The organism is Trinickia camelliae, from assembly GCF_053525655.1.
Genome location: NZ_JBCHAA010000016.1, coordinates 163,640 through 186,925 on the forward strand (window position 1 = coordinate 163,640; position 23,286 = coordinate 186,925).

18 protein-coding genes are annotated in these 23,286 nt (G+C 62.6%); 10 read left to right on the forward strand and 8 right to left on the reverse strand.

Annotated features, from left to right (window positions below):
* Positions 1–98: 98 nt before the first annotated feature.
* The 4 genes from fusA to AAHK20_RS24955 all read right to left on the reverse strand — a co-directional run bounded on the left by fusA (position 99) and on the right by AAHK20_RS24955 (position 4,294).
* Positions 99–2,210, reverse strand: coding sequence for an elongation factor G (fusA, locus tag AAHK20_RS24940; RefSeq protein ID WP_449184174.1), 2,112 nt, complete (start codon positions 2,208–2,210; stop codon positions 99–101).
* Positions 2,211–2,445: 235 nt separating this feature from the next.
* Positions 2,446–2,946, reverse strand: a complete 501-nt coding sequence (locus tag AAHK20_RS24945) for a DUF192 domain-containing protein (RefSeq protein WP_137331323.1) — start codon at positions 2,944–2,946, stop codon at positions 2,446–2,448.
* Positions 2,947–3,112: 166 nt separating this feature from the next.
* Positions 3,113–3,313: a hypothetical protein gene (locus tag AAHK20_RS24950; RefSeq protein WP_449184175.1), complete on the reverse strand. Its 201-nt coding sequence runs from the start codon at positions 3,311–3,313 to the stop codon at positions 3,113–3,115.
* A 411-nt stretch (positions 3,314–3,724) separates the two neighbouring features.
* Entirely contained in the window at positions 3,725–4,294 is a 570-nt protein-coding gene (locus tag AAHK20_RS24955; protein WP_449184176.1) for a pseudouridine synthase, read from the reverse strand.
* Positions 4,295–4,666: 372 nt separating this feature from the next.
* Between AAHK20_RS24955 and icd the strand changes: the two genes are divergently transcribed.
* Positions 4,667–5,923: an NADP-dependent isocitrate dehydrogenase gene (icd, locus tag AAHK20_RS24960; protein WP_449184177.1), complete on the forward strand. Its 1,257-nt coding sequence runs from the start codon at positions 4,667–4,669 to the stop codon at positions 5,921–5,923.
* 114 nt (positions 5,924–6,037) lie between these two features.
* Here the strand turns inward: icd and AAHK20_RS24965 are convergent, their stop codons facing one another.
* The gene (locus AAHK20_RS24965; RefSeq protein ID WP_449184178.1) at positions 6,038–8,464 is read right to left on the reverse strand and encodes a glycoside hydrolase family 31 protein; all 2,427 of its coding nucleotides are present in this window, start codon (positions 8,462–8,464) and stop codon (positions 6,038–6,040) included.
* A gap of 51 nt (positions 8,465–8,515) precedes the next feature.
* Positions 8,516–9,784 (reverse strand): MFS transporter, encoded by a 1,269-nt coding sequence (locus tag AAHK20_RS24970; RefSeq protein ID WP_449184179.1) that lies wholly within the window; start codon positions 9,782–9,784, stop codon positions 8,516–8,518.
* Positions 9,785–10,263: 479 nt separating this feature from the next.
* Between AAHK20_RS24970 and AAHK20_RS24975 the strand changes: the two genes are divergently transcribed.
* From AAHK20_RS24975 to AAHK20_RS24990, 4 genes are all read left to right on the forward strand, one after another.
* Positions 10,264–11,439 carry a porin gene (locus tag AAHK20_RS24975; protein ID WP_449184180.1) on the forward strand — a complete coding sequence of 392 codons (1,176 nt, stop codon included), beginning with the start codon at positions 10,264–10,266 and terminating at the stop codon, positions 11,437–11,439.
* 224 nt (positions 11,440–11,663) lie between these two features.
* On the forward strand, positions 11,664–12,425 hold the full coding sequence (locus tag AAHK20_RS24980) for a FadR/GntR family transcriptional regulator (protein WP_449184181.1): 762 nt from the start codon (positions 11,664–11,666) through the stop codon (positions 12,423–12,425).
* Positions 12,426–12,582: 157 nt separating this feature from the next.
* Positions 12,583–13,497 (forward strand): 5-dehydro-4-deoxyglucarate dehydratase, encoded by a 915-nt coding sequence (kdgD, locus tag AAHK20_RS24985; protein ID WP_449184182.1) that lies wholly within the window; start codon positions 12,583–12,585, stop codon positions 13,495–13,497.
* Between the two features lie 92 nt (positions 13,498–13,589).
* Positions 13,590–14,936 carry an enolase C-terminal domain-like protein gene (locus AAHK20_RS24990; protein WP_449184183.1) on the forward strand — a complete coding sequence of 449 codons (1,347 nt, stop codon included), beginning with the start codon at positions 13,590–13,592 and terminating at the stop codon, positions 14,934–14,936.
* A gap of 80 nt (positions 14,937–15,016) precedes the next feature.
* Here AAHK20_RS24990 and AAHK20_RS24995 read toward each other — a convergent pair whose 3' ends face one another.
* Positions 15,017–16,822: a hypothetical protein gene (locus AAHK20_RS24995; protein ID WP_449184184.1), complete on the reverse strand. Its 1,806-nt coding sequence runs from the start codon at positions 16,820–16,822 to the stop codon at positions 15,017–15,019.
* Here AAHK20_RS24995 and AAHK20_RS25000 point away from each other — a divergent pair.
* The 3 genes from AAHK20_RS25000 (at position 16,803) to AAHK20_RS25010 (ending at position 19,729) form a co-directional block, all read left to right on the forward strand.
* On the forward strand, positions 16,803–17,015 hold the full coding sequence (locus AAHK20_RS25000) for a hypothetical protein (RefSeq protein WP_449184185.1): 213 nt from the start codon (positions 16,803–16,805) through the stop codon (positions 17,013–17,015). The genes AAHK20_RS24995 and AAHK20_RS25000 overlap by 20 nt on opposite strands.
* Before the next feature lie 483 nt (positions 17,016–17,498).
* Entirely contained in the window at positions 17,499–17,891 is a 393-nt protein-coding gene (locus AAHK20_RS25005; RefSeq protein ID WP_449184186.1) for a hypothetical protein, read from the forward strand.
* A 155-nt stretch (positions 17,892–18,046) separates the two neighbouring features.
* Positions 18,047–19,729 (forward strand): multicopper oxidase family protein, encoded by a 1,683-nt coding sequence (locus tag AAHK20_RS25010; RefSeq protein WP_449184187.1) that lies wholly within the window; start codon positions 18,047–18,049, stop codon positions 19,727–19,729.
* A gap of 118 nt (positions 19,730–19,847) precedes the next feature.
* On the opposite strand, the gene cspD is transcribed toward AAHK20_RS25010, so the two are convergent.
* Positions 19,848–20,054: a cold shock domain-containing protein CspD gene (gene cspD / locus AAHK20_RS25015; RefSeq protein ID WP_017776809.1), complete on the reverse strand. Its 207-nt coding sequence runs from the start codon at positions 20,052–20,054 to the stop codon at positions 19,848–19,850.
* 545 nt (positions 20,055–20,599) lie between these two features.
* Between cspD and clpS the strand changes: the two genes are divergently transcribed.
* Positions 20,600–20,914 carry an ATP-dependent Clp protease adapter ClpS gene (gene clpS / locus AAHK20_RS25020; protein ID WP_137331330.1) on the forward strand — a complete coding sequence of 105 codons (315 nt, stop codon included), beginning with the start codon at positions 20,600–20,602 and terminating at the stop codon, positions 20,912–20,914.
* The gene (gene clpA, locus AAHK20_RS25025) at positions 20,911–23,208 is read left to right on the forward strand and encodes an ATP-dependent Clp protease ATP-binding subunit ClpA (protein WP_449184188.1); all 2,298 of its coding nucleotides are present in this window, start codon (positions 20,911–20,913) and stop codon (positions 23,206–23,208) included. The genes clpS and clpA overlap by 4 nt, the downstream gene beginning before the upstream one ends.
* Positions 23,209–23,286 lie beyond the last annotated feature (78 nt).

Sequence of the window (23,286 nt, forward strand, 5' to 3'; positions counted from 1 at the left end):
GAATTCGAGTGAAGAAAAAGCCCGCCCAAAACAACGCGTCCTGGGCGGGCTCGATTCACGCATGCGTTCGACTACAGTGGCGCAGAGTCAGTCGAGGCTCACCGTGTCGATTTCGAGTTGATGATCGCCTCCGACACGTTCCCCGGCGTCTCGGCGTAGTGCTTGAACTCCATCGTGTAGGTGGCGCGCCCTTGCGTGAGCGAGCGCAGCGACGTCGAGTAGCCGAACATTTCCGCCAGCGGCACCTCGGCGCGCACGAGCTTGCCGCCGCCGCCCGCGATGTCTTCCATGCCCTGCACGATGCCGCGCCGGCTCGACAGATCGCCCATCACGTTGCCCATGAAGTCTTCCGGCGTCTCCACTTCGACGTGCATCATCGGCTCGAGCAGCACCGGCTTCGCGCGGCGCATGCCCTCCTTGAACGCCATCGAGCCGGCCATGCGGAACGCGTTTTCGTTCGAGTCGACGTCGTGGTAGGAACCGAACGTGAGCGTCGCCTTGATGTCGACGACCGGATAGCCCGCGAGCACGCCGGACTTGAGCGTTTCTTGAATGCCCTTGTCGACGGCCGGAATGAATTCGCGCGGCACCACGCCGCCCTTGATCGCATCGACGAATTCATAACCGCCGCCAGGCTTCTGCGGTTCGAGCTTGAGCACGACGTGACCGTACTGGCCGCGCCCGCCCGACTGCTTGACGAACTTGCCTTCGACGTCTTCGGCCGTGGTGCGGATCGTCTCGCGATACGCGACCTGCGGCTTGCCGACCGTCGCCTCGACGCCGAACTCGCGCTTCATGCGGTCGACGAGAATTTCGAGGTGCAGCTCGCCCATGCCCGAGATGATCGTCTGGCCGGATTCCTCATCGGTTTGCACGCGGAACGACGGATCTTCCTGCGCGAGGCGATTGAGCGCGATGCCCATCTTTTCCTGGTCGGCTTTCGTCTTCGGCTCGACGGCCTGCGAGATCACCGGTTCGGGGAAGATCATCTTCTCGAGGATGATGATGTGGTCCGGGTCGCAGAGCGTGTCGCCCGTCGTCGCTTCCTTCAGGCCGACCGCCGCGGCGATATCGCCCGCATACACTTCCTTGATTTCCTTGCGCTCGTTCGCGTGCATCTGCAGGATGCGCCCGAGCCGCTCCTTCTTCGACTTCACGGGGTTGTAGACCGTGTCGCCCGAATTGACGACGCCCGAGTACACGCGGAAGAAGATCAATTGGCCCACGAACGGGTCGGTCATGATCTTGAACGCGAGCGCGGAGAACGGCTCTGCGTCGCTCGGGTGGCGTTCGGCTTCCTTGTCGTCCTCGTCGTGGCCGAGAATCGCGGGCACGTCGACGGGCGAGGGCAGGTAGTCGATCACGGCATCGAGCATCGCCTGCACGCCCTTGTTCTTGAACGCGCTGCCGCACAACATCGGCACGATTTCATTGGCGATCGTGCGCTTGCGAAGCGCGGTCTTGATGTCTTCTTCGGTCAGCGAATGGTGATCCTCGAGATATTTCTCGAGCAGCTCCTCGCTCGCCTCGGCGGCAGCCTCGACCATCTTCTCGCGCCATTCCTCGGCGGTTGCCTTGAGGTTGTCGGGGATGTCCTGATACTCGAACTTGACGCCCTGACTTTCCTCATCCCAGATGATCGCCTTCATCTTCACGAGGTCGATGACGCCCTGGAAGTGCTCTTCCGCGCCGACCGGAATCTGGATCGGCACGGCGACGCCTTTCAGACGCTCGCCGATCTGCCGCTGCACGCGGAAGAAATCGGCGCCGACGCGGTCCATCTTGTTGACGAACGCGATGCGCGGCACCTTGTACTTGTTCGCCTGGCGCCACACCGTTTCCGATTGCGGCTGCACGCCGCCGACCGAGTCGTACACCATGCACGCGCCGTCGAGCACGCGCATCGAGCGCTCGACTTCGATCGTGAAGTCGACGTGCCCCGGGGTGTCGATGATGTTGATCCGATGCTCGGGGTAGTTGCCGGCCATGCCTTTCCAGAAAGCCGTAGTCGCAGCGGACGTGATGGTGATGCCGCGCTCTTGCTCCTGCTCCATCCAATCCATCGTCGCCGCGCCGTCGTGAACCTCTCCGATCTTATGGCTCACGCCGGTGTAGAACAGAATGCGTTCGGTGGTGGTGGTCTTGCCGGCATCGATGTGAGCGCTGATGCCGATGTTCCGGTAGCGCTCGATGGGGGTCTTGCGGGGCACGTGAGCCTCCTTGGAGTTGGGCGCCGCCGACGTTACCGGACGGGCGGCGCTGGCGGACCGCATGGCCGGAAACGCTGGATCGTACGGCTTGGCCGGACGACGGGGCGGGCGCGGCGCTTGCGGTGACAGACTACAAGAATAGCGCTTGGCGAAAGCTTTTGCAGGAATCTTGCCAGGCGCGGGAGGCGGTGGCGCGCCGCGTGGCGGCGCGAGTGAAACGCTGTGAAGCGTAGCCTTATTGCGGCTGCGGCAAGCCTTGAATCTTCATGCCGGGCTTGATGCCCTTCGCGGCGAACCAGCCCTTGCTCATCTCCAGCGCATAGACGCCGTTGTTCGTCGGGCAGTGGTTGTTGGTGGTCTCGGCCTGCATCTCGTCGATGTCGGTGACCGTGCCGTCGGCGCGCATGAACGCGATCGACAGCGGGATCAGCGTGTTCTTCATCCAGAAGCAATGCACGGCGTTCTCGTTGAACACGAAAAGCATCCCTTCGTTCGGTTCGAGCTTCGTGCGGTACATGAGGCCCTGTTCGCGATCGGCGTCGTTCGCGGCGACGGCGGCATCGATCGCATACATGCCGATCGACAGTTTCGCGCGCGGGAAGTCGCCCGGTTGCTTGGCGCCGGGAGGCATTTGCTGTGCGTACGCGGCGCTCGATGCGGCGAACGACAGGGCTGCAACCGGCAATGCGACGGCAAGCGCCACGCGCGCCATCAACGAGCTCGGGGAAAATCTCACGACACGACTCCTTGCTGATTGGAACTTGCGCATGTTACGCGAGCAGCCCTCAAACCAAAAGACAAGGCGGAAAAAGAAAAAGGCAGATCGCCTTGCGGCCATCTGCCTTTCAACGCCGTAAAGAACGGCAGGACTGCTAGTTCTTGACTGCGTTGTTACGACAAACTTACTCCGAAGCTGCCGATGCGGCTTCTGCCTTCTTAGCAGCCTTCTTGTGCGACTTCTTGTGCGTTGCCTTCTTAGCCGTCGAAGCAGCAGCAGCCGGAGCAGCCATTGCGCCCGAAGCAGCCGGAGCCGGAGCCGAAGCTTGTGCGAAAGCAGCCGTTGCGAAGAGGCCAGCGACCAGAGCGGCGATCAGTTTGTTCATTTTGTAAATCCTCAGCTTTAGTTAATTAACCAAATGACCCGGTCATTGAGTCAAGTCGGTAAACGTGCCATCCACCTTTCGGTTGACAGCCGCATCAAACAATTTTGCTGACGCGTCTGCGAGCTGTGGGACCGCCTGTTCACACCGCTGTAACGGCTGGGACAAACGACCTTGAGGCTAATGCCGGATAGCTTTCGGCGGCATCTGCGTCGAATAACGCGTGGGTTCGCGAGTCGGTTGACGAGATTTTTCGCGAATTCTTATTCGAGATAGTGCGAAGGCGTAATTCTTCGGCGATAGATGCGTTTGCAACCAATTTGAGAAAGCCGGTGGGATGCAAAAAGACTTTTCGGTACAACGGCTTAGTGGGAATCGGGCGTGGCGGCACACGTGTGAAACATTTGTGAAACGTCAGGCGATGCCGTCCCATGGCGCACGCGGTGGCAGCGTCGTGGTTTGACCTGGTTCAAGGCCGAGCGCAAAGATATCGAGCGCGCCAATGCCGACGCGCACGAGCCGCAAGGTCGGAAATCCGACCGCCGCGGTCATCCGCCGCACTTGACGGTTCTTGCCCTCGGTGATCGCAAGCTCGATCCACGTGGTCGGAATCGCCGCGCGATAGCGGATCGGCGGCGTGCGCGGCCAGAGGGTCTCGGGCGGTTCGACGAATTCGGCGCGGCACGGGCGCGTCACGTAGTCACCCAAGTCGACGCCGCGCGCCAGTGCCTTGAGCGCCGCTTCGTCGACGGCGCCTTCCACCTGCGCCCAATACCGTTTGACAAGTTTGTGACGCGGCTCGGCAATGCGCGCTTGCAATGCGCCGTCGTCGGTCAGGAGCAGGAGGCCCTCGCTGTCGGCGTCGAGGCGTCCGGCCGGATAGACGCCCGGCGTCTTCACCCAGTCCGAGAGCGACGCGCGCGTGTCGTGAGGCGAGAACTGGCAGATCGTGCCGAAAGGTTTGTTGAGAGCGATCAAGGGCATACAGGAAGTTCCGCTGACTCGAGCACGGCTACGCTTATCCACTGATCCGCTGACGGGCTTCGGAGCGCCGCCGGCGCCCGCCAGGTAACGTGCCGCGCTCAGGTGGCGTCGATGGCAAATGGCGGAATGTTAATGCATAATACGGGACGTCAAGTCTTATGTCTTATATAAGACTAACCCGGAGTCGCGCTCCTTGCGCGTTGCTGCGCGCGGCGCCCGGCTGTTTTCCCTGCACAGCTCGCATGTCCCGCGTGGGCTAGAATAGCCGTCTGGCCGCTCATGGCGTCCGTCGTTGCTTGCAGTGAAATAGCGCCCGGTTTCGCAAGTCCTCCTCTGCTTCCTATACCAGCTCAGTCAACACTGGAGTCGATCATGCCGTATCAGCACATCACGCTCCCGACCGGCGGTGACAAGATCACTGTCAACGCGGACTTTTCGCTCAACGTTTCCGATCAGCCGATCATTCCGTACATCGAAGGCGACGGCACGGGCTTCGATATCACGCCGGTGATGCTGAAGGTGGTCGACGCCGCTGTCGAAAAAGCCTACGGCGGCAAGCGCAAGATCCACTGGATGGAAATCCACGCGGGCGAGAAAGCGACCAAGGTGTACGGCCCGGACGTGTGGCTGCCGGAAGAAACGCTGGAAGTGCTGAAGGACTACGTCGTGTCGATCAAGGGGCCGCTCACGACGCCGGTCGGCGGCGGCATCCGTTCGCTCAACGTCGCGCTGCGCCAGGAGCTGGATCTGTACGTGTGTCTGCGTCCGGTGCAGTACTTCAAGGGCGTGCCGTCGCCGGTGCGCGAGCCGGAAAAGACCAACATGGTGATCTTCCGCGAGAACTCCGAAGACATCTACGCCGGCATTGAATGGGCAGCCGGATCCGAGCAGGCCAAGAAGGTCATCAAGTTCCTGCAGGAAGAGATGGGCGTGAAGAAGATCCGCTTCCCGGATTCGTCGGGTCTCGGCGTGAAGCCGGTGTCGCGCGAGGGCACTGAACGTCTCGTGCGCAAGGCGATCCAGTATGCGATCGACAACGACCGCCGCTCCGTCACGCTCGTTCACAAGGGCAACATCATGAAGTTCACGGAAGGCGCGTTCCGTGACTATGGTTACGCGCTCGCGGCCAAGGAATTCAACGCGGAGCTGGTGGACGGCGGCCCGTGGATGAAGGTCAAGAACCCGAGGACGGGCAGCGACATCGTCATCAAGGACGTGATCGCCGATGCGTTCCTTCAGCAGATCCTGCTGCGTCCGGCCGAGTATGACGTGATCGCGACGCTGAACCTGAACGGCGACTACATCTCCGACGCCTTGGCCGCGCAAGTCGGCGGCATCGGCATTGCGCCGGGCGCGAATATGTCGGATTCGGTTGCGATGTTCGAAGCGACGCACGGCACGGCGCCGAAGTACGCGGGCAAGGACTACGTGAACCCGGGCTCGGAAATCCTGTCGGCGGAAATGATGCTGCGTCACCTCGGCTGGACCGAAGCGGCCGACATCATCATCGCGTCGATGGAAAAGTCGATTCTGCAAAAGCGCGTCACGTATGACTTCGCGCGCTTGATGGAAGGCGCGACGCAAGTGTCGTGCTCGGGCTTTGGGCAGGTGATGATCGACAATATGTAAGAGCGCGGCTGAAACGAAAACCCCGGTCGAGCCAGAGGCTCGCCGGGGTTTTTTATTGGCATCAGCGCTGTATTGCTCTAACTCACGAAGACCGCTTTTAGCGATCCGTGAGCGTCAAGCCTTCTTTGCATCGAGATCGATAACGAGCTTGCGCCATCCGCCGGTTTGTTCATCGCCGACGACACGTCCCGCCTTGACCACGACACGCCGCAATTCCCCTGCCGGCACGAAGACTTCGACCGTCGATTGAGCATGCGGCATGCTGCCGGCGCGTTCGACGGCAATCGATAGCATGTCTGCTTCGCCTTGTGCCGACACGAGCCATTCGCCGAACTCTCCGCGACGCCAGGCTTCCGATTCGCCGTCATCCTCCACGCATCGGCCCAGGACGCGCGCGTCGCCGCGTGACGGAACGACGATGAATGCGCGCCGATCCCCGCGCTGATCGAAGTGCTGTTCGGCGACGTTCAGCGGAATCACGCTGCCTTCGCGAATCAGCATCACCGGCTGGTCCCACGGCGCGGGCAGCGTGACGGCGCGGCCGCCTTCGAACGATTCACCGCTCCAATAGCAGACCCATCGCGCACCGGCCGGCAGATAGACTTGCCGATGCGTTTGCCCAGGTTCAACTACGGGAGCCGCGAGCAGCGACGCACCGATCATCATGTCGTCGCATTCGGCGTAGCAGTTCGGGTCGTTGGGGAATTCGGCGAACGTCGGGCGCAGCACGGGCTCATAGCGCATCGTCGAATCCCAGAGCAGCTGATAAAGATACGGAATCAACCGGTAGCGCAGCTTGAGCAGCGACGACACATGCTGCGTGTATTCCGGATGCATCCACGGTTCGTTGACCGTGCCGTCGTCGTTCCAGGAGTGAATCGAAAAGCGCGGCATCCACACGCCGAACTGGACCCAGCGAATGAAAAGCTCGGGCTCCGGCGCGGGCCCCGAGAAGCCGCCGATATCGTGGCCGATATTGGATACGCCCGAGAGCGAGAGCCCCAGGCCCATCTTCAGGTTGAAGCGCAGCGTTTCCCACGACGTGTAGTTGTCGCCCGACCAGGTTTGCACATACCGGTGCATGCCGACGCCGCCCGAGCGCGATACGAGAAACGGACGCTGATTCGGCGCATGCGCGCGCTGAGCGTCGCGAGATGCGCGCATCATCAAGAGCGTTTGCAGCACCTTTGCCTGGCGCGCGGGGAAGGGCTCGCCGAAGCCGTGCGCGATGGCATCGGGCGACCAGATTTCGAATTCGTTGTTGTCGTTCCAGGTCGACGCGATGCCGTAGCGCAGCAGCGCATCCGTCACGTGCGTTTTCCACCAGTCGACCGCGGCCGGATTCGTGAAGTCCAGATAGGCGCCGACTTCGTCCCAGAACTGCACCCACGCCGGCTCGCCGTCGCGCGCGCGGATCAAGAGCCGATCGCGCGCGGCTTGTTCGAACTCCGGATGATCGCGCAGCAGACAGGGCTTGATGTTCGCGCACAGCTTCACGCCATGATCGAGGTAGCTGTTCACGAAGCCGCCGACGTCCGGGAATTTGTCGCGATTCCAATTGAACACGTAGCGCTTTGGGCCGATCGACGTATAGCCCGAGGACAAGTGGAACGAGTCGCACAGGATGTCGTGCTCGCGGCAACGCTCGATGAATTCGCCCATGCTGCGTTGTGCGTCGGGCGCGTCGGTATAGCTCATCGTCGAGCCCGAGTAGCCGAGGCCCCACTTGGGCATCAGCGCGGGCCGCCCGGTCAGCCAGGTGAAACGCTTGGTGGCCGCAAGCGGCGTATCCGGCGACGCGATGAAGTAGTAGTCGAGATCGCCGTGGTCCGCGACGAAGTGCCGGTAGTGGCCGTGATAGTTGTCGAGCTCGCGGCCCATGTCGAGCGTGCAGTCGGCGAGCGTATCGTAGAAGAGCCCGTAGCCGAGTTGCGCGTCTTTCCGCCAGGTCAAATAAAACGGAATGTGCTTGTAGAGCGGATCGGTCGTCTTCGCGCTGTAGCCCATGGCGTCGACGTTGGTCATCCGGTAGCTCTGGTTCGCGCGATCGAGCGAGCCGGCGCGCTCGCCGAGGCCCACGACCATCTCGCCGGGCATGCGGCGGACATAGTGATAGACGCGCTCGTCCCACCAGCCGAAGTTGTAGGCTTGCGTCGCGCGATCCTGCAACACCGCGTGCCATGCATCGCCGTGTCGAATTTCCCATGCGCAGTAACCGCCGGCGAGCGTGATCGTGAGGCGGATTTGCTGCGTTTCGATGCGGATTGCGCCGGTGCTCGACGTGTCGAGCGTGTAGGGCGGCAGCGTGAAGCCGCTCGTGTCGAGCCGATCGCGTCCTTCGAATGCGACGTCGTCGAGCCCGGGTGCGATCGCCCATGTGCGAGGGCCGTGGGCGGTTCCGTCCGGCAGCACGCGCACGCGGACGATGTCGTCCTCGAGCACGAACACGTCGATCGTCGCGCGTTGCGCACTGGTGAGAAGCAGGTGATTCCCGTCGTTCGACGCCAGCGTGAACGACGGTGGATGCAGTAACGACGTCATTGAACTTCCTGGTTGATGCAAGTGGGCCCCGTCAAGCGGACCGCGTTTCGCTCACGCGTGGACCAGTGCGCGCTCCTGGCGCGACTGTCCGCGTATCAGCCATACGAGCACGGCGGCGCCGATCAGGTCGAACGCGCCGAGACACGCGAAGAGCGGTCCATACCCGACGGTGTCGGCCAGCGCGCCGACCATCAGCGAAAAGCCGAGGCCGCCGATCCATGCCGCCATGCCCGCGAAGCCGCTGGCCGTGCCGACTTCTTCGGGGTCGAAGACGTCGGCGGAGAGCGTGTTGACGAGCGTGGAAATCATCTGATGCGCGAAGCCGCCGATGCAGAAGAGGGCGATGGCCTCGTAAGGCGATGCGACGAGACCGATGCACGCCGGGCCGATCATCATGAACGCGCCCAGTATCACGCCCGCCACGCGCGACCAGATGAGCGGCAGGCGGCAGTACTTCATCAGGAATGGCGACAAGTAGCCGCCCAGTATGCCGCCGAGATCCGCCGCCAGGAAAGGCATCCACGCGAAGAGCGCGATCTGTTTCAAGTCCATGTGGCGATCGGTGACGAGGTAGAGCGGAATCCAGAAGCTGAAGGTTTGCCAAGCCGGCTCGGCGAAGAATCGCGGCAGCGCGATCGCCCAGAAGCGGCGCGATGCGATGACGTCGCGCACGCGGCGCTTCCCGTGCACGGGGGCGTGCGTCTGGCCGTCGAGAATCAGCGCGCGTTCGCGCTCGCCGACGCGCGGGTGGTCGCCAGGCTTGCGGTAGAGCGCATACCAGGCCGCGGCCCAGATGAAGCCGATTGCCCCCGTCGCCATGAACGCAGCTTGCCAGCCGAAGCGCAGCGAAAGAAAGATGACCACTGGCGGCGCGAGCACCGCGCCTAGCGACGTGCCGGCATTGAAGTAGCCGACCGCGACCGACTTCTGCTTGTCGGGAAACCATTCGGCGACGGCCTTCATGCCCGACGGAATCGCAGCGGCCTCGAACAAACCGAGAAAGCCGCGCACCACGCCGAGCGAGAGCCATCCGCTCGCAAAGCCGTGCATGACGCCGGCGGCCGACCACAGCGCGGCGAACAGCGCAAAGCCGAGCCGCAGCCCGAGCAGGTCGACGATGATGCCGCAGACCGGCTGCATGATCGTGTAGCCGATCTGGAACGCGGCGACGATGTACGAGTACTGCTGGGTGGTGAAACTGAGTTCGTGTTTGAGCTCGGGCGCGAGCACCGACAACGAGTTGCGGGCGAGGTAGTTCATGATCGTGCCGACGCAAACGAGGGCGATGATCCACCAGCGCAAGCCTTTGACCGTTTTCAAGCTTGTCTCCTCCAATATTTGGGGCGCGGCAAGGTTCGGCTTGCCGCCGGCCGAATGGCTGATGCTTCGGCTCGAGCTATTGAATGGATCGGGCGCCGCGCTTAAGCGCTGAAGTCGCCGAACTTTCAAAGCTAGTTATCGGATGACTGATGTCATCTCGTTCGAAAATCCTATGTTCGCAAATGAGTGCTGTCAAGCGTCAATGTTCGAGTGAACTTGCGGCGAGCGGCTTCGTTTTTCGGTTGCAGTCAGCCTTGAGGCCTTTATTTACTGGGCTGAGCGCGAAATGCGTTCCTTCTGCCCGAGGCTCCGATTTCTGATAGCGTGCTTGACGACGCTCGTTTGCGAACATAGGATGTTTTTGCAATTTCGAATATCAGTCATCAGACAACTGGGTGCCGACGTGCTTGTGGCGAGCCGGACTCCAGCCCGGCTCGTCGTCAGCATGAGCGCCGCCTTGGACAATAGGAAGAGACACGATGAAAAAGCAGAAGAGGATGCAGGCGCTGCTCGTGGCAGGCGCTTCGCTTGGTGCCGCGTCGGCCCATGCGCAATCGAGCGTGACGCTCTACGGCGTGGTCGATGACGCCATTGCCTACGTCAATAACCAGAAGGGCAGCTCAAATGTCTATCTGGCGCAGGGCAATCTCTACGCCTCCAAGTTCGGCCTTCGCGGTAACGAGGATCTGGGCGGCGGCACGAGCGCGATCTTCGATCTGCAGGCGGGCTACAACCTGAACACGGGCGCGGCGTCGACATCCGGGCTGCTTTTCAACCGGCAGGCATACGTCGGCTTGCAAAACAAGACCTACGGCACGGTGACGATGGGCCGCCAGTACACGCCGTACTTGTTGTTCGTGGGGCCGCTCGCGTCGAGCAACTGGACGACCGGCGCGACGGGTGCGCATCCGGGCGACTACGACGGCCTCGACACGACGGTCCGCATCAACAACGCGGTGACCTATACGTCGCCCACTTACTACGGTCTCAGCGCCAGCGCGCTATACGGGTTGAGCGGCATTGCCGGCAGCCCCGGCAAGGGGCAGACGTTCAGCGGCGCGATTCGCTATGCCAGCGGTCCGGTCAGTCTCGCCGCGGGCTATCTGCGTTTGGACAACACGGGACTCACGAACAATTTCGATCCGAACGCGACGGGCTCATTCGCCGTTTCCGCCGTCAACCAGGGTTTTGCGTCGGCGAGGGCGGTGCAGAACGTCGCGGCGGCGGGCAACTATACGCTCGGCGATCTGACGCTCGGGCTGAACTACACAAATGTCGAGTACCTCGCGGGCGGCAAATCGCTCTTTGCAAATACCGCTGTCTTCAACACGTATGGCGCGATTGCCGCGTACCGTTTCACGCCCGCGTTCGACATCGCGGGCGCGTTCGCCTACACGTTGGCTTCGAAGTCGAACGGCGTCACGAGTGCGGCGCGCTACCAGCAGTATTCGCTGAGGGAGTCTTACCACCTGTCGAAGCGCACCACGCTCTACGCGCTGCAGGCGTTTCAGCACGCCAGCGGACAGACGCTCGGCGCGACCGGCGCAGGCAGTATCGTCGACGCCGTGGCGGTGGTCGGCGACTCGCAAAACTCGACGCCGTCGTCGACGAACAAGCAGTTCGTCGGCATGGCGGGCATCACGGTGACGTTCTGATCGGCATCCATGGTGCGCGGGCGGTGCGTAGAACGCGCCAATCAGGCTGAAGTGTAGAGATATGACAACTGATATCTGTTTGCGTACGTCACATGGAAGTCGAAGTTTTCGCGGCGCCGTTCACGCCGGCGCGCCCGCCTGCCTGCGTCGTCAGCATGGGCCGAGGACATATAATCAAATCTTATGAGCCGTTGGCTCAGCCACCGTTCACCGCCCACTGTCCCATGACCCAAGCTCCCGCATCGCGCTCGCTTCGTAAATCCCGCAACCTGACCGAGGAAGTCGTTGCGATGCTGCACGAGCAAATTCGCGACGGGGCGTTCCGTCCGGGTCAGAAGCTCCCCACGGAATCGGAAATCATGCAGCTCTTCGGCGTGAGCCGGACGGTCGTGCGCGAGGCGATTTCCAGGCTGCAGGCGGCGCGCCTCGTCGAGACGCGTCACGGCATCGGCACGTTTCTGCTCGAGACGCCGGAGTCCAATCACTTCCAGATCGACACGTCGAGCATCATGACGATGCTGGACGTGATGGCGATTCTCGAGCTGCGCATCAGCCTGGAGGCCGAGGCCGCGGGCCTCGCGGCGATGCGGCGCACGGACGCTCATCTGAAGGAGATGCGCCGTGCGCTCGACGACTTTCAGGAGCACATCGCCAAGCGCACGGGCAACGCGGTCGAAGCGGATGTCGCGTTCCACCTGCAGGTCGCGAGCGCCACGGGCAACCGCTATTTCCACGACATCCTGAGCCAGCTCGGCAACACGATCATTCCGCGCACGCGCGTCAACTCGGCGGCGCTCGCCGATAACGACCAGGCGAGCTATCTGGACCGCGTCAACCGCGAGCATGAGGACATCTTCAACGCCATTTCGCGGCGCGACGCCGAAGCGGCGCGCGCCGCGATGCGCACGCACCTGACCAACAGCCGGGAGCGTCTGCGTCGCGCGCAGGAGGCGGCGAGCGCTGGGGCGCACGACGTGGCGCAATAACTTTCGATAAGCCGTGTTCGTTGCGGTCCTTTCTTGCTTGGCTTGCGTGGTGTGTTGTACGATGACGTATCACATAACTTGAACGGCCTCGGGCAAGCGAAGTTGCGAGCCTTTGTCGTCTTTCCAGGTCCGTTCTCCTTCCCAGGACATCTCGACCATGACCGCACCGCAAGAACTCAAACAAATCATCTCCGACGGCCTGCTCTCGTTCCCCGTGACCGATTTCGACGCGCAAGGCAACTTCCGCGCGAAGACTTACGCTGAGCGACTCGAATGGCTCGCGCCGTATGGCGCGAAAGCGCTGTTCGCAGCCGGCGGCACCGGCGAATTCTTCTCGCTGACGCCGGCCGACTACACCGAAGTCGTGCGCACCGCGGTCGAGACCTGTGCGGGCAAGGTAGCGATCCTGGCGGGGGCGGGTGGCCCGACGCGCATGGCCATCGCCTACGCGCAAGAAGCGCAGCGCCTCGGCGCGAAGGGCGTGCTGCTGTTGCCGCATTACCTGACCGAAGCGAGCCAGGACGGCATCGCGGCGCATGTTCAAGCCGTCTGCGAAGCGGTGGATATCGGCGTGATCGTCTATAACCGCGCGAATTCGAAGCTCGACGCGAACCAGCTCGTGCGCCTCGCCGAGCGCTGCCCGAATCTGATCGGCTTCAAGGACGGCGTCGGCGATATCGAAAGCATGGTGAAGATCCGCCGCAAGCTCGGCGACCGCTTCGCCTACCTCGGCGGCCTGCCGACGGCCGAGGTCTATGCCGCCGCGTACAAGGCGCTCGGTGTGCCGGTGTACTCGTCCGCGGTGTTCAATTTCATTCCGAAGACGGCGATGCAGTTCTACCGCGCGGTCGCCGCCGACGACCACGCGACCATCGGCCGCCTGCTCGACGATTTCTTCCTGCCGTACCTCGAGATCCGCAACCGCCGCGCCGGTTATGCGGTGAGCATCGTGAAGGCGGGGGCGAAGCTCGTCGGCCATGACGCCGGCCCGGTTCGCGCTCCGCTCACCGATCTGACCGAGGAGGAGCTTGGCATGCTCGATGCGCTGATCCGCAAGCTCGGCTCGCAGTAAGGCGATTCCGTTCGCTTGTTCGTCCGCTTATTTGCCTGCCTATTCGTCCGTTTCGTCCGTTTCGCCCGTTTTCGATCGAGAGAGTCTCGCTGATGAATGCCAACGCCGCCTCCGCCAACACGCCCGTCGTGACCGAGTTGACCGTCGTGCCCGTCGCCGGCTACGACAGCATGCTTCTTAACCTGAGCGGCGCGCATGGGCCGTTCTTTACGCGCAACGTCGTGATGCTCAAGGACAGCGCGGGGCACGTCGGCGTCGGCGAGGTGCCGGGCGGCGAAAAGATTCGCGCGGCGCTCGAGCGCTCGCGCGCGCTCGTCGTCGGTCAGCCGCTCGGCGCGTATAACGCCGTGCTGAGCGCGATGAGCCGGGAATTGTCGAAAGTGGAAGAGGGCGGGCGCGGCTTGCAGACGTTCGATTTGCGAGTCGGCGTCCATGCGGTCACCGCGATCGAATCGGCGCTGCTCGATTTGCTCGGCCAGTTTCTCGGCGTGCCGGTCGCAGCGCTGCTGGGCGAGGGCGTGCAGCGCACGTCGGTGCCGGTGCTCGGCTATCTGTTCTATATCGCCGATGCCGGCAAGACCGACCTGCCGTATCTGCGCGAGTCCCACCCGGCCGATGCCTGGGAGGCCCGGCGCCGCAACGAGGCGCTGACGCCGGAGGCGATCGTGCGCTTGGCCGAGGCCACCCACGAGCGTTACGGCTTCAACGACTTCAAGCTGAAAGGCGGCGTGCTCGCGGGCGACGCGGAAATCGAGGCGGTGACGGCGCTAGCCGAACGCTTCCCTCATGCGCGCATCACGCTCGATCCGAACGGCGCGTGGTCGCTTACCGAGGCGATTCGCCTGTGCCGCGATCAACACGACGTGCTCGCGTACGCCGAAGATCCGTGCGGCGCGGAAAACGGCTTCTCCGGCCGCGAGGTGATGGCCGAATTCCGCCGCGCGACGAACCTGCCGACCGCCACCAACATGATCGCCACCGATTGGCGGCAATTCACGCACGCGCTGCAACTCGGCGCGGTCGATATTCCGCTCGCCGATCCGCACTTCTGGACGATGCGCGGCTCGGTGCGCGTCGCGCAAACGTGCGCGGAGTGGGGGCTGACCTGGGGATCGCATTCGAACAACCACTTCGATATTTCGCTCGCGATGTTCACGCATGTCGCGGCGGCGGCGCCCGGGCGCGTGACGGCGATCGACACGCATTGGATCTGGCAGGACGGCCAGCGTCTGACGCGCGAGCCGCTCGAAATCGTCGGTGGAGAGATTGCGTTGCCGGCTACGCCGGGTCTCGGGGTGGAGATCGATGCCGAGCGCCTTGAAGACGCGCATCAGCTGTATTTGAAGCACGGCCTCGGCGCACGCGACGATGCGATCGCGATGCAGTATTTGATTCCCGGCTGGACATTCGACAACAAGCGGCCGGCGCTCGTGCGCTGATCGTCGAGCAGGAGGGGGACCGGTCGCCCGCAGCCGGTCGCCCGCGCGCGAGCAACCGGCCTTGCTACATCAGCTTCCGATCAATCGGTGTACTTCCACTCGTTGTAGTAAGCCGTCTTGCCGACAGTCCAGTACAACTCGGCAAGGCGCGAAGCGCCGACGACCAACGACGGGAACGCGCACGTGCTCGTACATTGCTGCACGTTGTTCTGCGCCACGCCGGCCGTCACCGACTCCGTGTACTGACCATTGGCCGCGAACGGCGTCGGCCCGACCCACCATCCATCGACTTCCGTCGACGGCGTCACGCCCGTGCCCGGCACCGCCTGAACCTGCGCTTTCGCCACCAGCGGTGCGATGTTCTGATTGTTGATCAGGTTCGACCACGACAAGCTCATCGAGGTCTGCGCAGTGGTGGCGAGCGAGCCGCCAGGCATCAGGACCGAGTTCAGCGTGCTGGTCGTGAGCGACTGCCACGGCACGCTCGCGCCCGCCGAAGCGGCGGCCGTCGGCGTGATATTCATGACGCTCGTGCTGCCGAGCTGATTGCCGGTGGCGTCGTAGAACGTGACCGTGTACGTCGCGAATTGCGGGACGTTCGACACCGCGATCGGCTGCGGCGTGTAGAAGCCGAGACTGTTCGTTCCCGGCGTGAACGTCGAGGTCGCGCCGGGCAGCGCCGCCCAAGACCAGCGATAGAGGTTGGTGTTCGAGTTCGTCGTCACGCCGCCCGTCGGGACGCTCGTGAGCGCCTGGCTCGTCAGTCCGAGCGTGCTGTTGCCCGTTGCATTGCGCGGCACCAGATAGAGCGTGCCGTTGATGCCCGGACCCGTCACCGATGCGGAAGCGAGATTCGCGGGATTCGGCGTTCCCGCCGCGCCCGCCGGAATGGTGATGCCGATACCGGATTCGTAGCGTCCGAACGGCGCATCGGCGCTGTCGACGAAAATACGGCGGCTCACGTAAGACGTGATCGTGACGTTGTACTGCTCCTGATTGCCGATGATGTCCCACGTGCCGCTGCCGGTTTCCTGCGCGACCGTGACGTCTTCGCCGTTCGCACCGTTCAGCGTGTAGGGCAGCGCGATTAGCGCCTGTTGCTTGCCGTTGGTGCCCGTGAAGAACTTGATCGTGTGCGGCATGCCGAGCGTCGCGCCGGACGCCGTCAGCGACGGATGCGCCGTCGCGAAGCTGGTGAAGCCGTTTTCGAGGTAGCTTGCATCGATGGCCGAGCACGACGTCGACGAGGACGCCAGGCATTGGCTCAGCGTGGAGATCAGCGAGGTCAGGTAATTGGCCGGAGCGGGCGGTGCGGCGAGCGGCGTCGAGACCGTGGTGCCCTGAACCAGCGGAATGCCGGCCGACGGATTCGCGCTCGACACGAGCTCCGTGCCGCCTGAGGGATTCGGCACGATCTGCACCGAGTCGATGACGGCGTCGGGGCCGCTCTGGTTCGGCGTGAACGCGGTGCCGATCGGGTCGAACGAAGCGCTGAGGCCGTTTGCGCTCAAGATCGGTGCCAGTGCGCTATCGAGCGTCGCGACCGCGCTGGACACAGACGACGGCGTCACGAGCGATTTGAGGCTGCCGCTTGCCGAGAGGTCGAGCGGGTTGCCGCTCGTCGTCAGCAAAGAGGCGACGGCGGTGGTCAGCGTCGTGACGTTGGCGACGACGGGCGCGCTCGTGCCGCTCGGCAATTGGGACACCACCGAGACCAGCGTCGGGTTCACGCCCGAGGGATCGGCCGCCACGACCATGAACGGTGCGGTGAGGCCGCTCAGCGACACGGTGTAGGTGCCCGAGCTGTTGCTGGTGGCGCTCGCGCTGTTGCCGTTCACGTCGATCACCGTGACGTTCGCGTTGGCGATGGCATTGCCGATTGCCACGGTCCCCGTCATTTGCGTGGGGGTGGCGGAATTGTTCGTTGAAGTGGAGGCGCTGCCGCTGCTGCCGCCCCCGCAGCCCGTGAGAATAGAAAAGGCCAAAGCGCCGGTAACGGCAAGCGCCAATCTCGATTTGGCCGGTTTTAGTGATTTCGCTTTAAGTTTGGTCATATCTCGGAAATATTGTTTATTGTGATTCGCCACCCATGGCTTGGGGATGCATCTTCTTGAAGCAACGTCTCGCGCCGATTTACGAGCTTTTGCGGTTTCTCCTCGATGTTTTCGGCGTGCCGTCGCGATCCCATGTGAAATCGAAATCGCAGAATTGCCTGCGGACACGAAAGCGATTTGCAAGAAAATTAAAGCCGAATCTAAGCTTGCAATTGGATCGTCGAGTTGTCTTTCTTGTGCTGCATCGTTATTAACGGCTCGACTTCCGGTTTATTAAGCGCGTTGCAGTGCAATCGCTTGGCTTGCGAAATAACTCATTGATATTTTTAGGGTTTAACTTTTGGTGCGAGTTTGTTTCCGAGAAATATCGAGGTTCGTGCATTTGGCTTGAGTTAATCGATGGCACGGCCGAGTGTGCGGAGCGCGTTGCGATATCATTCGGTGGATCCGGTTTCATTCGCCCTAGCGTCAACAAGTCCGTTCGAGGGCTTTGCTTTTTGGTGCATTCATGAAGTGGGTGTCGCGCATTCTTCTGGTTTTCCTGCTGTCGTCGCTTGCGATGACGGGCGCGTTCGCACATCAAGTGGGCGCTGCAGGCGGCGAGCTTTCCGTGTTGCCTGCGACGGGCAATGTCTCTGCGGTGCATCACGCCGACGCGGCGCTCTCGAGGTCCGCCGCATTGCCTCGTCAAGACGCGCACTGCACCACGGGCAAGGACATAGCCGGTCATGACTGCGGGCATGCTTGCTGCAGCATCGCCTGCGGACTTCACTGCGGCGCATTGCCGAGCGCGTTTCATTTCTCGCCGAACGTAGCCGCGGCGTCCGCACCCTCGATCTCGACCGACGCCGAACCCGCGAGCCTCGCACACGCGCCGCCTTGGCGTCCTCCTATCGCCTGACCGTTGCGCCACTCGATGGGGCAATTCGAAGCCTTCATTGGCACGACAGCTACGGACCGAAGCGCATCGCGACGCGTCCGCACCTTGCCCCTTTCGCAAACGGTCAATCGCGAAGCGCGATTTGCACGCGCTTCGCTTGCAATAAGGAACCCTCGATGATTCGCAGAGAATTTCTGGCCCGCACGCTTGGCGTGGCGGCCGCGTCGCTGTTCGCTCGCGACGTATTCGCCCAGCAGCATGCACACGACATGATGGAGATGCACGACATGCCGGCCATGCCGTCGATGCCCGCCGGCAAGATGCCGATGACGTCCGCGGCGCTCGCGCCCGCCAATGCGCTGCCAGCTGGCGCATCGTTGCCGGCCTTGCGTACGCTGGCCAACCAAAGCCGCGAGCGTGGCGTGTTTCGCGCGACGCTGGTCGCGAAGCCGCATTCGCTCGAGTTGCTGCCGGGCACGACGACGTCGTTCTGGCTATATGGCGACGATCCGTCCGCGTTATCCGGAAGCGCGATTGATGGTCCCGTGGTCGGCCCGCTGATCGACGTTCGTGAAGGCGACACGGTCGAGATCGCCTTCGTCAACGGCTTGCCGCAACCGTCGACGATTCATTGGCACGGCATGCCCGTGCCGCCCGATCAGGACGGCAACCCGATGACGCCGGTCGCGCCGGGCGCGACACACGTCTACCGCTTCACGCTGCCGCGTGGCAGCGCGGGCACGTACTGGTATCACCCGCATCCGCACATGCTGACGGCCGAGCAGGTCTATCGCGGCCTCGCGGGGCCGATCATCGTGCGAGCCGCCGACGATCCGCTTGCCGAGTGGCCCGAGCGGCATCTGTTCATCAGCGACCTGAAGCTGGCCGCCGACGGCACGATCGCGCCGAATGACATGATGGATTGGATGAACGGCCGGGAAGGGCAGTTCGTGCTCGTCAATGGTGTGAGGAGGCCGCGAATCGTCGTGTCGCAAGACGAGCGCTGGCGCGTGTGGAACGCGAGCAGCGCGCGCTACGTGCGTCTGACGTTCGACGACGGCCGCCGCTTCGCCCAAGTCGGCACTGATGGCGGCTTGCTCGAAAGCCCGCGCGACAGATTGACGGAACTGCTGCTGGTGCCGGGCGAGCGCGCCGAACTGATCGTGCGCGCAGCGAGTGCGGAGGGCGCAGGGCGTGCGAGTGGGGCGCCGTCGCACGCGGTGCTGACCGCGGCCGTCTACGACCGGAGCAAGATGGCGATGTCGCACGGCAGCTTGCCGCCCGAGCCGTCGCGCGCGCTCGCGGACGTCGAATTCACGCCCGCCGCCGACGCGAAGGATGTCGAGGCATCGGTCGTCGATACGCCGCGCGCCGATACTCAGGCGCAGCGCATGCTGCCGAGACATTTGCGCACGATCGCAACGCTTGCCACGCCCACGGCACGTAAATCCGTCGTGTTCTCCGAGCAGATGGACATGGCCGCAATGCACCGTCCTGGCGCATCGAATCACGGGATGCCGGCGGGTATGAGCTTCATGATCAACGGCACAACCTACGACCCGAGCCGCGTCACGCTGACCAGCCGCCGCGGCGAGGTCGAGCTATGGTCGATCGAGAATCGCACCGACATGGATCATCCGTTCCATCTACACGGCACGCAGTTCCAAATAGTGGAGCGCGTGTCGGATGGCGTGACGACCCCCGAGCCGTTTCGCGCGTGGCGCGACATGGTGAACGTGAAGCGTGGAGAGATCGTGCGAATTGCGACGATGCAATCGATGCGCGGCGAACGCATGTTTCACTGTCACATCCTCGAGCACGAGGATCTCGGCATGATGGGCACGCTGAAAGTGATCTGAAACAACGTCAAAGCGCTATTTTGATATGTGGGGATTTGACGCGGCTTTGAGATATCAATAATCCAAAAAGAAACCCGGCACGAGGCCGGGTTTCCAAAGCACAGCGAATCGAACGTTATCAGGCGGCGGCCTGGATGTTCGATGCCTGTTTGCCTTTAGGTCCTTGCACGACTTCGAAGCTGACCTTCTGGCCTTCCTTGAGCGTCTTGAAACCGTTCATCTGGATGGCCGAGAAGTGTGCAAACAGATCCTCGCCGCCTTCGTCGGGCGTGATGAATCCGAAGCCTTTCGCGTCATTGAACCATTTGACCGTACCAGTTGCCATACCAACTTCCCCTGTAACTCATGTCCTACCACGAGCACGCTCGAAAAGCTCAGCGGCCACGGAATGCAGCCGCCCCCTCCTCACTAGCTCACCTCGGCATTTTTTCGTACCTACGCACCTGCTGCGGCCAGCTGAAAAAAAGTGCCAGCTTGATTGTTGGATCTCTTTATTCGAGTGTCAAGTGAATTTTGAGACGTTGTGTGGAGCGTTGTATCAAAAGCATTTCTAGGGTTTTTCCCGCTTTTCATATGTGCGCTGGCGCAAGCGCTGGATCTTGAAAAGACGCATAATCGACGCACATGGGGTCACGGGCCGCGCCGGGACGGGCTCTCAGCCGGTCGGCACGCGATGTGCGATACTCGACTCGACTATGCTGACGGGGCGGCAACGAACCTCGGCGATGTCGAAGGCCGGCGCCGCGATCGGCCGCGAGAATGCAAGCGTGCGCGATGGGGTGACCGTCGGGCGGCAGCGATTGAGCCACCGGCCAGGCGGTCGGGTTTTGACAGGATTGCGGGCCTGTCCGAGTTGTTTAGAATGGGTGTATGGCGATTATTCCGGACAAGCAAGACAGCACCGTACTGGAGCGGCAGGAAAAGAAGCTGAAACCGCCTTCCATGTATAAGGTGGTGTTGCTGAACGACGATTTCACGCCAATGGAATTTGTCGTGATGATCGTGCAGGAATATTTCAATAAAGACCGCGAGACCGCGACGCAGATCATGCTGAAGGTCCATCGCGAGGGGCGGGGAGTTTGTGGGGTCTACACGCGAGACATCGCGTCGACCAAGGTCGAGCAAGTCGTTACCCACGCACGGCAGGCAGGGCATCCGCTGCAGTGCGTGATGGAGGAAGCATGATTGCCCAGGAACTGGAAGTGAGCTTGCACATGGCGTTTATGGAAGCACGCCAGGCGCGGCACGAGTTCATAACGGTCGAACATCTTTTGCTGGCGTTGTTGGACAACCCGACGGCAGCAGAGGTGTTGCGTGCGTGCGCGGCCAATATCGAGGATCTGCGCCAAAACCTGCGCAATTTCATCCACGACAACACGCCCACTGTTCCCGGCACCGACGACGTCGATACGCAGCCGACACTCGGCTTTCAGCGAGTGATCCAGCGCGCGATCATGCACGTCCAGTCGACCTCGAACGGCAAGAAGGAAGTGACCGGCGCGAACGTGCTGGTCGCGATCTTCGGCGAAAAGGATTCGCATGCGGTCTACTACCTGCAGCAGCAGGGCGTGACGCGCCTCGACGTCGTCAATTTCATCTCGCACGGCATTGCGAAGACGAGCAGCAGCGACGCCGCCAAGGCGAGCGACGCGAACGCCGAAGCCGACGAAGCCGCCGCGCAGAAGGAAACGCCGCTCGCGCAGTTCACGCAGAACCTGAACCAGATGGCGAAAGACGGCCGCATCGATCCGCTGATCGGGCGCGAGCTGGAAGTCGAACGCGTGGTGCAGGTGCTGTGCCGCCGTCGCAAAAATAATCCGCTGCTCGTGGGCGAGGCCGGCGTCGGCAAGACGGCGATCGCCGAGGGCTTGGCCTGGCGCATCACGCGCGGTGAAGTGCCCGATATCCTCGCGGACGCACAGGTCTATTCGCTCGACATGGGCGCACTGCTCGCGGGTACGAAGTACCGCGGCGATTTCGAGCAGCGTCTCAAGACGGTGCTGAAAGAATTGAAAGAGCGTCCGCACGCGATTCTGTTCATCGACGAAATTCATACGCTGATCGGCGCGGGCGCCGCGTCGGGCGGCACGCTCGATGCATCGAATCTGCTGAAGCCGGCGCTGTCGTCGGGCACGCTCAAGTGCATTGGCGCGACCACCTTCACCGAATATCGCGGCATCTTCGAAAAGGACGCGGCGCTCTCGCGGCGCTTCCAGAAGATCGACGTGACCGAGCCGACTGTCGAACAGACGGTGGCGATCCTCCGCGGGCTGAAGTCGCGCTTCGAAGAGCACCACGGCGTGAAGTATTCGTCGGGGGCGTTGTCGGCGGCGGCTGAGTTGTCGGCGCGCTTCATCACCGATCGTCATCTGCCGGACAAGGCGATCGACGTGATTGACGAAGCCGGCGCCGCTCAACGCATCCTGCCGAAGTCGAAGCAGAAGAAGACGATCGGCAAGAGCGAGATCGAGGAAATCATCTCGAAGATCGCACGCGTGCCGGCGCAGAGCGTGTCGCAGGACGACCGCAGCAAGCTGCAGACGCTCGATCGCGACCTGAAGAGCGTCGTGTTCGGGCAAGACCCGGCGATCGACGCGCTGTCCGCTTCGATCAAGATGGCGCGTGCGGGCCTCGGCAAGACCGACAAGCCAATCGGCGCGTTCCTGTTCTCGGGGCCGACGGGCGTCGGCAAGACCGAAGTTGCGCGCCAGCTCGCGTTCACGCTCGGCATCGAACTGATCCGCTTCGATATGTCGGAATACATGGAGCGTCACGCGGTGAGCCGCTTGATCGGCGCTCCGCCGGGATATGTCGGGTTTGACCAAGGCGGGCTTTTGACCGAGGCCGTCACGAAGAAGCCGCACTGCGTGTTGCTGCTCGACGAAATCGAAAAGGCGCACCCGGACATCTACAACGTGCTGCTGCAGGTGATGGACCACGGCACGCTGACCGACAACAACGGCCGCAAGGCGGATTTCCGCAACGTCATCATCATCATGACGACGAACGCGGGCGCCGAGTCGATGCAAAAGGGAACGATCGGCTTCACGAGCCGCCGCGAAACCGGCGACGAAATGGCCGATATCAAGCGGATGTTCACGCCTGAGTTCCGCAACCGCCTCGACGCGACGATCAGCTTCCGTTCGCTCGACGAAGAAATCATCATGCGCGTGGTCGACAAGTTCTTGATGCAGCTCGAAGATCAGCTGCACGAGAAGAAGGTCGATGCGCTCTTCACCGATGCGTTGCGCAAGCACCTCGCGAAGCACGGTTTCGATCCGCTGATGGGCGCGCGTCCGATGCAGCGTCTGATTCAGGACACGATCCGCCGCGCGTTGGCCGACGAGTTGCTGTTCGGCAAGCTGATGAGCGGCGGCCGCGTGACGGTCGATGTCGACGAAAACGACAAGGTGTTGCTCACGTTTGACGAAAACGCTGCGCCGCGCAATGCGAATCCGGAGACGGTCGAGGTCGAGTGACGCGCGAACGTGATTCGTAGGCGATAGAAACAAAACGGCGCGGGTTCATCCCCGCGCCGTTTTGCTTTTCAGCGGTCC

Coding starts and splice junctions, on each gene's coding strand:
- clpA (WP_449184188.1), top strand. CDS start 20,911: ATGATTGCCCAGGAACTGGAAGTGAGCTTGCACATGGCGTTTATGGAA.
- AAHK20_RS25000 (WP_449184185.1), top strand. CDS start 16,803: ATGGCATTGCCGATTGCCACGGTCCCCGTCATTTGCGTGGGGGTGGCG.
- AAHK20_RS25005 (WP_449184186.1), top strand. CDS start 17,499: ATGAAGTGGGTGTCGCGCATTCTTCTGGTTTTCCTGCTGTCGTCGCTT.
- AAHK20_RS24955 (WP_449184176.1), bottom strand. CDS start 4,294: ATGCCCTTGATCGCTCTCAACAAACCTTTCGGCACGATCTGCCAGTTC.
- icd (WP_449184177.1), top strand. CDS start 4,667: ATGCCGTATCAGCACATCACGCTCCCGACCGGCGGTGACAAGATCACT.
- AAHK20_RS24975 (WP_449184180.1), top strand. CDS start 10,264: ATGAAAAAGCAGAAGAGGATGCAGGCGCTGCTCGTGGCAGGCGCTTCG.
- kdgD (WP_449184182.1), top strand. CDS start 12,583: ATGACCGCACCGCAAGAACTCAAACAAATCATCTCCGACGGCCTGCTC.
- AAHK20_RS25010 (WP_449184187.1), top strand. CDS start 18,047: ATGATTCGCAGAGAATTTCTGGCCCGCACGCTTGGCGTGGCGGCCGCG.
- AAHK20_RS24965 (WP_449184178.1), bottom strand. CDS start 8,464: ATGACGTCGTTACTGCATCCACCGTCGTTCACGCTGGCGTCGAACGAC.
- cspD (WP_017776809.1), bottom strand. CDS start 20,054: ATGGCAACTGGTACGGTCAAATGGTTCAATGACGCGAAAGGCTTCGGA.
- AAHK20_RS24980 (WP_449184181.1), top strand. CDS start 11,664: ATGACCCAAGCTCCCGCATCGCGCTCGCTTCGTAAATCCCGCAACCTG.
- AAHK20_RS24990 (WP_449184183.1), top strand. CDS start 13,590: ATGAATGCCAACGCCGCCTCCGCCAACACGCCCGTCGTGACCGAGTTG.
- AAHK20_RS24950 (WP_449184175.1), bottom strand. CDS start 3,313: ATGAACAAACTGATCGCCGCTCTGGTCGCTGGCCTCTTCGCAACGGCT.
- clpS (WP_137331330.1), top strand. CDS start 20,600: ATGGCGATTATTCCGGACAAGCAAGACAGCACCGTACTGGAGCGGCAG.